Below are 13692 nucleotides of genomic sequence, written 5' to 3' on the forward strand. Positions count from 1 at the left end.
GCGCGGATCAGCCCGTCACCACCTGATATAACAGGACGGAGTTCAGCACGATCACCGCCGCGCAAATCGTCCACGCGGCGATGGCGAGGATCGGGCGGTTGGCGAAGTCGCCCATCTTGCCGCGGTCGCCGGTGAAGCGGACCAGCGGATAGACGGCGAAAGGCAGCTGGAGACTGAGCACCACCTGGCTGGCGATCAGCAACTGCGCGGTGCCGCTTTCGCCATAGAGGCCAGCGACGACGACCGCCGGCACGATCGCGATCAGCCGCGTGACGATCCGCCGCAGCCATGACGGCAGGCGGATGTTGAGGAATCCCTCCATCACGATCTGCCCGGCAAGGGTGCCGGTGATCGTCGAATTCTGTCCCGATGCCAGCAGCGCGACGGCGAACAGGATGCTGGCGGCGCCGGCGCCGAGCATCGGCGTCAACAGCTGATAGGCGTCCTGTATCTCCGCCACGTCGGTGCGTCCGGCGGTGTGGAAGGTGGCGGCGGCGAGGATCAGGATCGATCCGTTGATGAACAGCGCGAGCATCAGCGCGATCGAACTGTCGATCGTGGCGAGCTTCACCGCCTCGCGCCGACCCTCGGGCGATCGGTCGAAGCTGCGCGTCTGCACGATCGAGCTGTGGAGATAGAGGTTGTGCGGCATGACGGTCGCGCCGAGGATGCCGATCGCGATGTAGAGCATCGCCGGGTTGGTGACGATCTCCGCCCGCGGGATCAGACCGCTTGCGATCGCGGCGATCGAGGGTTGCGCGAGGAACAGCTCGACCGCGAAACAGCCGGCGATCACGATCAGCAGCGCGACGATGAACGCTTCGAGTTTGCGAAAGCCATATTGCTGAAGCAGCAGGATCAGCATCACGTCGACGGCGGTGATGCACACGCCCCAGACCAGCGGGATGCCGAACAGCAATTGCAGCGCGATGGCGGTGCCGATCACCTCCGCCAGATCGCAGGCGATGATCGCCAGTTCGCACAGGCCCCACAGCACCCATCGGACCGGCGCGGGATAATATTCGCGACACGCCTGCGCAAGATCGAGACCGGTGACGATGCCGAGCTTCGCCGACAGCGATTGCAGCACCATCGCCATGACGTTCGACAACAGGATTACCGACAACAGCGTATAGCCGAACGCCGATCCGCCGGCGATGTCGGTCGCCCAGTTGCCCGGGTCCATATAGCCGACCGCGACCATATAGCCGGGGCCGGCAAAGGCGCCGAGCTTGCGCCAGAATTGCCCCGCACCGGCCGGAACCGGCACGGTGCGGAACGACCCGGGAAGACTGGGGCGACGTTCCGGGGTGATGTCGGCGGCAGACGGTGGTGGAGCCATGGTCGGTCGCTATCCCCGGAGGAAGGTCAAATGGCGGCGCTGGTTTTCAGTAGCCCGTTGACACCTGCCGGAAAGAACCCGCCGAGCGCAACCGAACTGCGCGTCTGGTACGCGACGTTCAGAACCTGCGCGGGTGCGCGGGCATAGGTGATGCCGCTGCCGTCGGTCGGCACGATGTTCGATGCGTTGTTCGCCGGCCGCACGCCCTGATCGATATCGGCCGCGCCATCGAAATTGTCGCGCGCGGTCGACAATGCCTCGGTCGCGTCGATCAGCGCCGGGGTGGCGATGCCGCGGCGATAGAGCGCCTGGCGGATCAGGCCGGCATGATAGGCCTTTGCCCCCTGCATCCCCGCGGCGGCATCGAGGAACGCGGCGCCCGCCACCGAGGCGATGATCCCGCGCCATGCGGTGACGACGACATCCTCGAACACGAACGCGCCGAGCAGAAAACGGTCGTCGCTCTCATAGACGTCGAACGTCGCCGATGCGGTGGTGATGAGCGCGGCGGTACGGGCGAGGTTCGAAAAGGCGCTGGTGGCGGTGACGCCGAGGTCGATCGCCGGCTGCGCGATCACCGTCGAACCGATCACGCCGCGCAGATAGGCGACATGCGCACGCGTGTCGGCGGCGAGTTCGCGGGCATAGCGCCCGATCGTCGCATCGCTGAAGGCGACCTGCCGTGCACCGCTCGCGGCACCCGGCGTGCCGGCGCCGCCCAGCAGGCTGGCGTCGAGACCGGTACCGGTCGTGGCGTAGCTGTAATATTGCGCCTGAAGATAGGCGAAGTTCAGCGTGAAGTTGAGGATGTCCGCGTCGGTTGCCGGGCTCGGCACCGGGGTCGGGGTACCCGAAGCGGTCGGCGTGGGTGTCGGCGTCGGCGTGGGGGCGGGGTTGGCGTTGTTGCCACCGCAGGCGGCGAGCAGTCCGGCCCCGGCGACGGCGGCGGACACGCCACCGGCGGCGCGCAGGAAATCGCGGCGGCTGTCATTCTTGTCCAGCACGGGCAGCATCGATTCGTTGGTCATGTGTCTCGCTCCCGAAAGGCTCAGTTCGCCGCGCTGGTCTTGATGTTGCCGTTGACACCGGCGGGGAAGAACCCGCCCGTGGCGACGGCATTGCGGTTCAGATAGGCGATGTTGAGCACCTGTCCGGTGGTGCGGCCGGAAGGGAGGCCGGTATTCGGATCGAACGGCGTAATGTTCGACTGGTCGCCGATCGGGCGGACGCCCTGATCGAGATCGGTGCCGCCGTCGAGGCTGTCGCGCGCGGCCGAGATCGATTCGGTCGCGTCGATCAGCGACGGGGTCGACAGGCCGCGGACATAGAGCGCCGAGCGGATCATCGAGGCGTGATAGGCTTCGGCGGCGAGAATGCCGGCCGCCGCCTGTCGGATGAGCGTGTTGGCGATGCCGGGCAGCGCGCCGCGATAGGCAGTGACGCCGATATCCTCGAACAGATAGGCGGCGAGCAGGAAATTGTCGTCGCTGGCATACGGATCGAAGGTATCGTTGGCACCGATCAGGCCGGCGGCGCGGGCAGCGACCGAAAAGGCGCTGGTCGCGGTGGCGCTGAGGTCGAGCGCGGGCATGGCGATGGCCCAACTGCCGAGCGCATTGCGGATGAATTCGACGTGCGCGACCTCGTCCTGCGCGATTTCGCGGGCGAAGTTGGCGACGACCGGATCGTTGAGCGTCGCCTTGCGCCCGCCGGTCACTGCGCCCGGGGTGGTGCCGCTGGGGCCGGTCAGCAACGCGGCGGCGAGGCCGGTGCCGTTGGCGGCGAAGGCATAGAATTGCGCTTCGAGATATTCGAGGTTGAGCGCGAAGTTCAGCACGTCGACGTCGGACGTCCCGGCGGTGCCCGATGCGGTCGGGGTCGGGGTCGGCGTGGGGGTCGCGGTGCCAGTGCCGGTGGGGGTCGGAGTCGGCGAGGAATTGCCGTCGCCGCACGAGGTTAGCGCGAGACCGCCGCCGATCGCCGCCGCCGCACCGAAGGCGCGGAAGAAATCGCGGCGTTCTTCGCGCCGACGCGCCCGTGCGTCCAGCGCCTCAACCATCTGTGTCTCGTCGGTCATCTACCGGTTCCCTTAACGCGTTCGGCCCCGCCCCGCGCATGGCGGAACGACCCGGGCCAGTCGTCTGACGTACGCGCCATGATAGCGCGCGTGCCCGATGCGGTGTGCTGTATTGCGTGTGAGGGCAAGAGGCTAGGGGGTGGTTGTTGCGTGGAGGAGACTTCGCGTTCAGTCGCTTCGTGGCCTTCGCCTCTGCCAGACGAGACTTCCACGAAAGTCAGACCTTCAAACCAAATTCCATCGTACCCCGGCGGAGGCCGGGGTCCAGTTGGAAAGGCCCGTCAGTAAGGTACGGACGTCCCGCAACTGGGCCCCGGCCTTCGCCGGGGCACGCGGAAAGTAGCTTAGCCGCGGTCCTATCCGCGCGGGATGCTGTTCCTGGGAAAGCCAGCCTTACGCGGCGACGGCGCGGCGTTCGGCCATTTCCTCGTTCAGCATCTCGGCCAGCAGGAACGCCAGTTCAAGGCTCTGTCCGGCGTTGAGGCGCGGGTCGCAGTGCGTGTGGTAGCGATCGGCAAGGCTCTGTTCGGTGACCGCGATCGCGCCGCCGGTGCATTCGGTGACATTCTGTCCGGTCATTTCGGCGTGAATGCCGCCGGCATGGCTGCCCTCCGCTCGGTGAACGGCGAAGAAGCCGCGCACTTCGGCGAGGATGCGGTCGAACGGCCGCGTCTTGTAGCCGGTCGTCGCCTTGACGGTGTTGCCGTGCATGGGGTCGCACGACCAGACCACCGGATGCCCTTCGCGCTGGACGGCGCGGATCAGCTTGGGCAGGCCCGCCTCGATCTTGTCGTGGCCGTAGCGGGTAATCAGGGTCATCCGCCCCGCGATACGGTTCGGGTTCAGCGTGTCGAGCATGCGCAGCAGCGCGTCCGGTTCGAGCGTCGGGCCGCACTTGATGCCGATCGGATTGCCGATGCCGCGCAGGAATTCGACATGCGCCGATCCGTCGAACCGGGTGCGATCGCCGATCCACAGGAAGTGCGCCGAGGTGTCGTACCAGTCGCCGGTCAGCGAATCCTGCCGGGTCAGCGCCTGTTCGTACGGCAGCAGCAGCGCTTCGTGGCTGGTGTAGAAGCTGGTCGCCTTCAGCTGGGGCACGCTGTCGGCGTCGATGCCGCACGCGGCCATGAAGTCGAGCGCCTCGCCGATGCGGTCGGCGACGTCGGCATATTTCTTGGCCCAAGGGCTGCGGCCCATGAAGTCGTGGGTCCAGCGATGGACCTGATGCAGGTTCGCATAGCCGCCGGTCGCGAAGGCGCGCAGCAGGTTGAGCGTCGCCGCCGCCTGCGAATAGGCGCGGATCATCCGCTGCGGATCGGGGATGCGGCCTTCGGCGGTGAAGGCGATGTCGTTGATATTGTCGCCGCGATAGCTGGGCAGCTCGACGCCGTCGATCACCTCGGTATCGGCCGAGCGCGGCTTGGCGAACTGGCCAGCCATGCGACCGACCTTCACCGTCGGCAGCTTCGACGCGAAGGTCAGCACCACCGCCATCTGCAGGATGACGCGGAAGGTGTCGCGAATATAGTTGGGATGGAATTCGGCAAAGCTCTCGGCGCAATCGCCGCCCTGGAGCAGGAACGCACGACCCTCGGCCACTTCGGCCAGTTCGGCGGTCAGGCTGCGGGCTTCGCCGGCGAAGACCAGCGGCGGATAGCTGGCGAGCTGTGCCGTGGTCGCGTCGAGTGCGGCGCGGTCGGGATAGGTGGGAAGCTGGCGCGCTTCGGCGGTTGTCCAGCTATCGGGGGCCCAGTTGGCGGCCATGGGAGAATTCCATCCAGTCGGTTCGGGCAATTCCCATGCGCGAAACCGTTCCTTGGCGCAATGAAGGAAAGGTTGGTCAGCCCGATCGACTGCTTCGATCAGCCATAGCGATGATGAAATTCGTCATTGTCCATGACGAGATAGCGGATCGCGTCGATCAGCGCCCAGATGCCCGTGACCAGCAGGCCGACGACCGTACAGGTCAACAGCAGCATGACGATGCCCGATCCGGTCTTGCCGAGATAGAAGCGGTGGATGCCGAGCGTGCCGAGGAAGAAGGCGAACAGGACGGCGGCGATCTTGTCCTTGCGCCCGCGTGGGCGGCGGTCGTCGTTGGCGGGGCGGGGGGCGACGGTGCCGGGGACGTGATAGATGCGCAGTGCGCGGCCGTTCGAGGTTTCGAAATCGACCTGCGCGCCGACCGACGGGCCGATACGGTCGCTCCAATCGTCGGGCTGGAACCAGTAACGCTGACCATCGTCGCCGGCGATCCGCCCCTCGCGTCCGTCCCGATCGACGCCCAGCACCTGTCCCCGCATATCGTCCCCCGATGATTCGCGGGAAAGGGTATGACGGGGAAGGCGGTCCGGGAGCAAGGGGTTAGCGCCGCCTATCCCAGCGTCGGGCGCCAGTCCCAGCCAAGCGGATCGCCGTCCATGACCTCGACGCCGGCGGCGGTCAGTTCGTCGCGGATCGCGTCGCTTGCGGCAAAATCCTTGGCGGCGCGGGCTTCCTTGCGATCGGCGAGCCGCGCCTCGATCGTTGCCGCATCGATCGTCGCGTCGGCGGGGCGGACGCGCAGGTCGGCGCGCTCGATCGTGGCGAGGCCAAGGCCCAGCACCGCGTCGAAATCGGCGAGCGCGGCGAGGCGGTCGGCGGGCGTCAGCTTCTTGTCGGCCAGCAGTTCGTCGAGCACCGGCAGCGCACGCGGGGTGTTCAAGTCGTCGGACACCGCCGCGTCGAGGCGTTCGCGGTAGGTTGCCGCCTTGCTCGCATCGCCGTCGCTCGACGCCCGGGCGCGCAGGGCGACGACGGTCATCGCCAGCCGCTTCAGCCGGGTCAGTGCCGCGATCAGGTTTTCGGCCGAAAATTCCAGTTCGGAACGATATTGCGCCGACAGGCACATCAGCCGGTAGGCGAGCGGATGCACGCCGCCGTCGATGAGCGTCTGGAGCGTGGTGAACACTCCATTGGACTTCGACATTTTCCCCGAACGCTCGACGAGGAAGTTGTTGTGCATCCAAAAGGCGGCACCGCTATCCGCGCAACCGCAATAGGCCTGGTTCTGCGCGATCTCGTTCGGGTGGTGGATCTCACGGTGATCGATGCCACCGGTATGGATGTCGAACGGGCTGCCCAGGTATTTGAGGCTCATCACCGAGCATTCGAGATGCCAGCCCGGCGCGCCCTTCCCCCAGGGCGATTCCCATTCCATCTGCCGCGTCTCGCCCGGCGGGGTCTTGCGCCAGATGGCGAAGTCCTGCGGATGGCGCTTGCCCGCGACCGGATCGATGCGGCCTTCGCCGGCATCGTCCTGACCGCCGGCCAGCGCGCCGTAATTCGGCACGCTGCTGCTGTCGAAATAGAGGCCGCTGTCGAGTTCGTAGCAGTGATCAGGCGCGATCTTTTCGGCGAACGCAATCATCTCGGCGATATGATCGGTCGCGACCGACCAGCGCGTCGGGTCGTCGATGTTGAGGTCGCGCAGATTGCCTTTGAACGCCGCGGTATAATGGGCGGCGATGTCCCAGATCGACTGGGCGCGCGCCTTTGCCGCCGCTTCCATCTTGTCGTCGCCGGCATCGGCGTCGGAGGTGAGATGGCCGACATCGGTGATGTTGATGACGTGCGTCAGCGAATAGCCCTTCCACCGCAGCACCCGGCTGAGCGTGTCGGTGAAGACGTACGCTCGCAGATTGCCGATATGGGCGTAGTTGTAGACCGTCGGGCCGCAGGAATAGACGCGCACCCCCTTTGCCGGGTCGAGCGGTTCGAAACGCTGAAGGTTGCGGGTCAGCGAGTTGTGAAGCGTAAGCGGGGCACCGTGCATGGCCGAGCGCATAGCGCGACGCGACCCGTCTGCAAATCCGTACCGTTGACCGGCAAAAGCGCGCCACTCCCGGAACAGGCCGCCACGACGGCGGTTAGGGTTGGCACGATCGAAAAACACGTTTCGATCAATATCTTAATATGGATCAATCGGTCGAACCCCTGGGTTCGGCGGACGGGAGAGCATGGCCATGGCCGAAAGCGGACACCCCGGCGACATCGCGCGCGACGACGCGCCGTCCTTTACATCCAAGGATAGCAGCGAACGCGGCGAGGCCGCCCCGAATGGCGAATCATCGGTATCGGGGGTCGCGGTGACGATCAACCGGCCGGCCCGCGAACTCTATGCCTATTGGCGCGACTTCGGGAACCTCGCGACCTTCATGTTGAATGTCGAGGCGATCGAGGTTCGCGATCGGGATCGGTCGCACTGGACCGTGAGTGGCCCGAACGGCAGCTATGAATGGGACGCGATCGTTACCGAAGACGTCGATGGCGAACGCATTGGCTGGCGTGCCGAAAATAGCGACGTACCGAACAGCGGCTGGGTATCGTTCCACGAAGCGGCACCGGGACGCGGAACCGTGGTGACCGCCATGATCGCCTATTCCCCGCCCGCCGGCATCCTCGGCAAGCTGGTCGCCAAGGTCACGCAGCGCGAACCGGCGATCCAGGCGCGGCGCGACCTCCGCCGGTTCAAACAACTGATGGAAACCGGCGAGATCGCAACGACCACGCCGCCCAACCGCGAACCCAAGTCTTAAGAAGGAGCCGGCGATGCGCGCACTCACCTGGCACGGCAAGCACGACGTCCGCGTCGATAGCGTTCCCGATCCCGAGATCATCAATCCGCGCGATGCGATCATCAAGATCACATCGACCGCGATCTGCGGGTCCGACCTGCATCTCTATGATGGCTACATCCCCACGATGCAGGCCGGCGATATCCTCGGCCATGAATTCATGGGCGAGGTGGTCGAGACCGGCCCCAAATCGACGTTGCAGAAGGGGCAGCGCGTCGTCGTGCCCTTCGTCATCGCCTGCGGCAGCTGTTACCATTGTTCGAAGCAGCAATATTCGGGGTGCGACAATGGCAACCCCGCCGACAATCAGGATATCGCGCAGGAATTATGGGGGCAGGTCGCCCCCGGGCTGTTCGGGTACAGCCATATGACCGGCGGTTATCCGGGCGGTCAGGCCGAATATGTCCGCGTGCCGTTCAGCGATGTCGGGCCGATCGTCATTCCCGACGGGATCGATGACGACAAGGTGCTGTTCCTGTCGGACATCTTGCCGACCGGATGGATGGCGGCGGAGAATGCCGATATCGAGGATGGCGATATCGTCGCTGTCTGGGGCTGCGGCCCGGTCGGGCTGTTCGCAATCCAGTCGGCGCTGTTGATGGGCGCGCACCGGGTGATCGCGATCGACCATTTTCCGCACCGGCTGGCGCTGGCGAAGGGACTGGGCGCGGAGGTCCTGAACTTCGAGGAAACCGATATCTATGACGCGTTGATGACGATGACCGGCGGCATCGGCCCCGATGCGGTGATCGACAGCGTCGGCCTCGAGAGCCATGGGCTGTTCGTCGACAATATCGTCGACCAGATCAAGGCGTCGACCTTCCTCGGCACCGACCGGCCGCATGCGTTGCGCCAGGCGATCGTGGCATGTCGCAAAGGGGGCCGCGTGTCGGTGCCCGGCGTCTATGGCGGGATGATCGACAAATTCCCGTTTGGCGCGCTGATGGAAAAGGGGCTGACGCTCAAGACCGGACAGACCCATGTCCAGCGCTACCTGCCCGGGCTGCTCGCGGCGATCATGGAGGGCAAGATCGATACGACCTTCCTGATCTCCGACCGGATGGCGCTGGAGGATGCGCCCAAGGGCTACAAGAAATTCCACGACGAACAGAATGTCTGCACCAAGGTCGTACTGAAGCCCGATTGGGCAAAGGCCGCCGCGACGGGAGAAGCGTAATGGCGAACAAGCTTGCGGTGATTACCGGCGCGTCGACCGGGATCGGCTATGAACTGGCGAAGATCGCAGGGGCGGAAGGCTATGACCTGATCGTCGTCGCCGATGAGCCGCAGATCGCGGTGGCGGCGAACGACTTCGGCGCCGGTGCGGTGCGTGCGGTCGAGGCCGATCTGGCGACGTTCGAGGGCAATGACCGGTTGCTCGACGAGGTTGCCGGGCGGCCGATCGACCTGCTGATCGCCAATGCCGGGCGTGGGCTGGGGCATGCGTTCATCGAACAGGAGGTGTCGGCGTGGCGGAGGGTCATCGACACCAACGTCACCGGCACGACCTATCTGTTGCAGAAGGTCGCGCGCGACATGGCAGCGCGGGGTGAGGGGCGTATCCTCATCACCGGGTCGATCGCCGGGCTGATCCCCGGCAGCTATCAGGCGGTGTACAACGCGACCAAGGCGTATCTCGACAGCTTCGCCTATGCACTGCGCGAGGAGCTGAAGGATAGCGGGGTGACGATCACCGTGCTGATGCCGGGGCCGACCGACACCCGGTTCTTCGAACGCGCCGGCATGTTGGATACGCCGGTCGGACAGGATGATTCCAAGGAGGACCCGGCCAAGACCGCGCGCAATGGCTGGGACGCGGTGATGGCAGGCTCCGCGCATGTCGTGTCGGGGGCGAAGAACAAGCTGCAGGCGGCGATCAGCCACGTCACGCCCGATAGCGTGCTGGCGAAGATGCATACGAACATGGCCAAGCCGGACGGTGCGTGAGGCTGCTTCCTTCTCTTGAACAGGGAAGGGAGCAGGTTAGCGAAACACCACCGTCCGGTGCCCGTTCAGGAACACTCGCCGTTCCGCCGCCCAGCGGACGGCGCGAGCGAGGACCTGTGCCTCGATATCGCGGCCGATGCGGATCAGGTCGGCTTCGGTGTCGCGGTGGTCGACGCGCTCGACCGCCTGTTCGATGATCGGCCCTTCGTCGAGATCGCCGGTGACGTAATGCGCGGTGGCGCCGATCAGCTTGACGCCGCGATCATGGGCGCGGGCATAGGGGCGGGCGCCCTTGAAGCTCGGCAGGAAGCTGTGGTGGATGTTGATGCAGCGCCCGGCCAGCCGTTGCGACAGGTCGTTGCCGAGCACCTGCATGTAGCGCGCGAGCACCAGCAATTCGGCATCGGATTGTTCGAAGACGCGCAGCATCGCCGCTTCCTGCGCCAACCGGTCGCCATCGACGATCGGCAGATAATGGAACGGGACGCCATGCCATTCGGTCAGCGCGCGCAACGATTGGTGGTTGGACACGACGCCGACGATTTCGACGGGCAGGTCGCCGGTCTTCCACCGGTGGAGCAGGTCGTTGAGGCAATGGCTGCCCTTCGACACCGCGATCAACACCCGCATCCGTTCGGCGCGCGGCACGATCGACCAGTCGAGGGCGAAGGCGTCGCCGATCGGGGCGAACCCGGCGTGCAAGCTGTCGTCGTCGACCGGGAAGGCGGGGCCGGCGCCGGCGAACTCGACGCGCATGAAAAAGCGACCTGCCTCCAGATCGGCATATTGCTGGCTGTCGAGGATGAAGCCGTCGATCCGCGCCAGATGCCCGCTGACCGCCGCGACGATCCCGACGCGATCGGCGCAGGACAGCGTCAGGATATAAGCGGGCGACCCCGCGGCATCGGAAACCGGCATCGACTTTTCCCCTGTTGAGGGGGCGGCCTTAGCGGCAAGCGCGCGCGTTTAGAACCACGCACGGATGCCGGCGACCAGCCCGATGCCGCCGCTATCCTCGCCCGCCGCCCAGCCGAAGCGGCGGGTGTCGCCGAAGCGCCGTTCCCAGTTGACGCCGACATAGGGTGCGAATTCGCGCGCGATCTCATAGCGGAGCCGCAGGCCCAGTTCGGCATTGGTCAGCCCCGATCCCGTACCGGTCTCGCGGATATTTTGTGCCGACAGGTTCAGTTCGGCGCGCGGTTGCAGGATCAGGCGTTGGGTGATGCGCTGGTCGTAATAGCCCTCGATCCGGCCAAGCAGTTCGCCCCTGGTCGACAGGAAAGCGGCGGCGTTGACTTCGAACCAATAGGGGGCAAGGCCTTCGACGCCGACCGTCAGATAGGTCCGCGCCGGGGTCGGGCGGATATCCTGCCGAATGCCGGTCTGGAGGTTGAAATAGGGGTCGATCGCCCGCGAATAGAGTGCCTGCACCTCGGCGCCCTCGACGCGGTCGCCACCCTCGCCCTCGCTCTTCACGACCAGACGGTGGATGTCGCCGCCGAACCAGCCTTCGCCCTCCCACGCATAGCCGCCATCCTTCCACTCGACGCGATCGAGCAGGAGCTGGGCGAAGCGCTGGCCGCCGCCTTCCTCGGCCATCATCGCGTCGCGCGACCGGGCCATGACGTCGCCGCCCCAGACGCGGTCGGCATAATGCGGCATCGGCACCGGTGGCGGCGGGGCGCTGCCCGGCGACTGATCGGTGCCGGTCGGCTCGGCCGGATCGGGAGTGGCGGCGGGTGCGGACGCGGCCGGCGCGGCGGGCTGCGCCGGCGGTGCATGGCCCATTTGCGCATGGTCCATATGGCTATGGTCCTGCGCGACGGCGGGCGCGGCGATCGACAGCGCGAGCAGGGCGGCGAGGGTGCAGGTCATGCGGCGCCTCCCTGCGGACGGACCGAAACGACGCGCATCATCCCCGACAGCATATGGTACAGCATGTGGCAGTGGAACGCCCAGTCGCCGACGGCATCGGCGGTCAGGTCGAGGCTGACGATGCCGCCCGGCTGCACCAGCACGGTATGCTTGCGGGGGCTGTGGTCGCCGTGCCCCGTGACCAGTTCGAAGAAATGGCCGTGCAGATGGATCGGATGCGCCATCATCGTGTCGTTGATCAGGTTGATGCGGACCCGCTCCCCTTCGGCAAAGGCGAAGGGTTCGTGGGTGTCGACCATGCGTTTCCCGTCGAAGCCCCACATGAAGCGTTCCATATTGCCGGTCAGGTGGATATCGATCTGCCGTCCCGGCGCGCGGACATCGGGGTTGCGATCGAGCGCGCGGAGCTGGCGATAGGTCAGCACGCGGTGACCGACATCCTCCAGCCCCTGACCCGGATAGTCGGTACGATCGGCGGCCATCGGGGAAATGGTCTGGACGCCGGGCGTCCTGGCGACGCCGGGCGCGTTGGCGAAGTCGCGCATGCCGTGCTGCATCTCGCCCATGCCCTCCATGCCGCCCATCGCTTCGCCATGGCCCATCGCCGCGTGGTTCATCGCCGGCTGCAGCGGGGTAGCCGCAGTCGTGGCGAGCTTGCGCGATCCATTCTGCTCGGCGGTCGGATCGGGGCCGCCGGGTTTGCTTTCATGACCCATGCCGCCCATGCCCATGTCGGTCATCGTCGCCAGCGGACGCGCGCGGAGCGGCGGGACCGGGGCGGCCATGCCCGCGCCCGGCGATAGCGTCGCGCGCGCCATGCCCGACCGGTCGACGCTCTCGCCGACCAGCGTATAGGCTGTCTCGGCAGGGGTGACGATCGCGTCATAGGTCTCGGCGACGCCGATCTGGAATTCGTCGACCGTCACCGGCTCTACGTTCAGCCCGTCCGCCTGCACGATCGTCAGCGGCAGTCCGGGAATGCGGACGTTGAACGTCGTCATCGCCGACGCATTGACGATCCGCAGCCGCACCCGTTCGCCGGGCGTGAACGCGCCCGTCCAGTTGTCGACCGGGCCGTGCCCGTTCACCAGATATGTGTAGGTCGCACCCGTCGCGTCGGCGATGTCCGCGGGGTCCATCCGCATCTTGCCCCATTCGGCGCGGTCCTTCGCCTTCTGATCGCGACCGGACAACAGGCCGACCAGCGTCTGCCGCTGGAAGTTATAATAGCCCGGCTGTAGCTTCATCTTCCGAAAGATCGTCGCGGGGCTGGAGCGGCTGTGATCGGACAGGACGATCACATGTTCGCGGTCGAACGCGACGGGGTCCGGCGCGGCGGGATCGATCACGATCGGGCCGTACAGCCCCTCCTGCTCCTGCCCACCCGAATGGCTGTGATACCAATAGGTGCCGTTCTGCCGCACCGGAAAATCGTAGAGAAAGCTCTGCCCGGCCGGAATGCCGGGAAAGGAGATGCCGGGCACGCCGTCATATTGGAACGGCACCAGCAGCCCGTGCCAGTGCAGCGAGGTTTCGACGTCGAGGTCGTTGACGACGCGGATGCGCGCGCGCTGCCCCTCGCGCAGGCGGATCAGCGGCGCGGGCGACATTCCGTTGATGCCGATGCTGCGCGACGGCCGGCCGTCGACCATGCGGTTGATCCGGCCGATGCGCAACTCGATCAGCTCGCCCGACACCACTGGACCGTTCGTCGCCTGTCGCGCACCCAGCGGCGTCCATGCGCCGAGCGCCACGCCCCCCAGCGCCGCGCCCTGAAGCAACCGGCGGCGATCGATCGTCGTCATGTACAAATCCTTGTCATCCGTCCGGTC

12 protein-coding genes are annotated in these 13692 nt (G+C 66.2%); 3 read left to right on the forward strand and 9 right to left on the reverse strand.

Annotated features, from left to right (window positions below; translation table 11 throughout):
- Positions 1 to 7: 7 nt before the first annotated feature.
- From MF607_RS00280 to cysS, 6 genes are all read right to left on the reverse strand, one after another.
- The gene (locus MF607_RS00280) at positions 8 to 1342 is read right to left on the reverse strand and encodes an Nramp family divalent metal transporter (RefSeq protein ID WP_242115408.1); all 1335 of its coding nucleotides are present in this window, start codon (positions 1340 to 1342) and stop codon (positions 8 to 10) included.
- Between the two features lie 26 nt (positions 1343 to 1368).
- Entirely contained in the window at positions 1369 to 2370 is a 1002-nt protein-coding gene (locus tag MF607_RS00285) for a ferritin-like domain-containing protein (protein ID WP_242115409.1), read from the reverse strand.
- 20 nt (positions 2371 to 2390) lie between these two features.
- Positions 2391 to 3419 (reverse strand): ferritin-like domain-containing protein, encoded by a 1029-nt coding sequence (locus MF607_RS00290; protein ID WP_242115410.1) that lies wholly within the window; start codon positions 3417 to 3419, stop codon positions 2391 to 2393.
- A gap of 393 nt (positions 3420 to 3812) precedes the next feature.
- Complete coding sequence (locus tag MF607_RS00295) at positions 3813 to 5186, reverse strand: class II 3-deoxy-7-phosphoheptulonate synthase (RefSeq protein WP_242115411.1); 1374 nt, start codon at positions 5184 to 5186, stop codon at positions 3813 to 3815.
- 98 nt (positions 5187 to 5284) lie between these two features.
- Entirely contained in the window at positions 5285 to 5725 is a 441-nt protein-coding gene (locus tag MF607_RS00300) for a TM2 domain-containing protein (RefSeq protein WP_242115412.1), read from the reverse strand.
- A gap of 71 nt (positions 5726 to 5796) precedes the next feature.
- Positions 5797 to 7236, reverse strand: a complete 1440-nt coding sequence (gene cysS, locus MF607_RS00305) for a cysteine--tRNA ligase (RefSeq protein ID WP_242115413.1) — start codon at positions 7234 to 7236, stop codon at positions 5797 to 5799.
- Positions 7237 to 7426: 190 nt separating this feature from the next.
- Here cysS and MF607_RS00310 point away from each other — a divergent pair, with 190 nt between their 5' ends.
- From MF607_RS00310 to MF607_RS00320, 3 genes are read left to right on the forward strand one after another with little or no spacing between them, the layout of a single operon-like run.
- Positions 7427 to 7999, forward strand: a complete 573-nt coding sequence (locus MF607_RS00310) for an SRPBCC family protein (RefSeq protein ID WP_242115907.1) — start codon at positions 7427 to 7429, stop codon at positions 7997 to 7999.
- Between the two features lie 13 nt (positions 8000 to 8012).
- Positions 8013 to 9215 carry a zinc-dependent alcohol dehydrogenase gene (locus MF607_RS00315; protein ID WP_242115414.1) on the forward strand — a complete coding sequence of 401 codons (1203 nt, stop codon included), beginning with the start codon at positions 8013 to 8015 and terminating at the stop codon, positions 9213 to 9215.
- On the forward strand, positions 9215 to 9985 hold the full coding sequence (locus tag MF607_RS00320) for an SDR family NAD(P)-dependent oxidoreductase (protein WP_242115415.1): 771 nt from the start codon (positions 9215 to 9217) through the stop codon (positions 9983 to 9985). Before MF607_RS00315 ends, MF607_RS00320 begins: the two co-directional genes overlap by 1 nt.
- Positions 9986 to 10021: 36 nt before the next feature.
- Here MF607_RS00320 and purU read toward each other — a convergent pair whose 3' ends face one another.
- From purU to MF607_RS00335, 3 genes are read right to left on the reverse strand one after another with little or no spacing between them, the layout of a single operon-like run.
- Positions 10022 to 10903, reverse strand: coding sequence for a formyltetrahydrofolate deformylase (purU, locus tag MF607_RS00325; RefSeq protein ID WP_242115416.1), 882 nt, complete (start codon positions 10901 to 10903; stop codon positions 10022 to 10024).
- A 48-nt stretch (positions 10904 to 10951) separates the two neighbouring features.
- The gene (locus tag MF607_RS00330; RefSeq protein ID WP_242115417.1) at positions 10952 to 11860 is read right to left on the reverse strand and encodes a copper resistance protein B; all 909 of its coding nucleotides are present in this window, start codon (positions 11858 to 11860) and stop codon (positions 10952 to 10954) included.
- Entirely contained in the window at positions 11857 to 13665 is a 1809-nt protein-coding gene (locus MF607_RS00335; protein WP_242115418.1) for a copper resistance system multicopper oxidase, read from the reverse strand. Before MF607_RS00335 ends, MF607_RS00330 begins: the two co-directional genes overlap by 4 nt.
- Positions 13666 to 13692: the final 27 nt, after the last annotated feature.

Source organism: Sphingomonas lacusdianchii, from assembly GCF_022664395.1.
In the GTDB taxonomy this organism is placed as follows: domain Bacteria; phylum Pseudomonadota; class Alphaproteobacteria; order Sphingomonadales; family Sphingomonadaceae; genus Sphingomonas; species Sphingomonas lacusdianchii.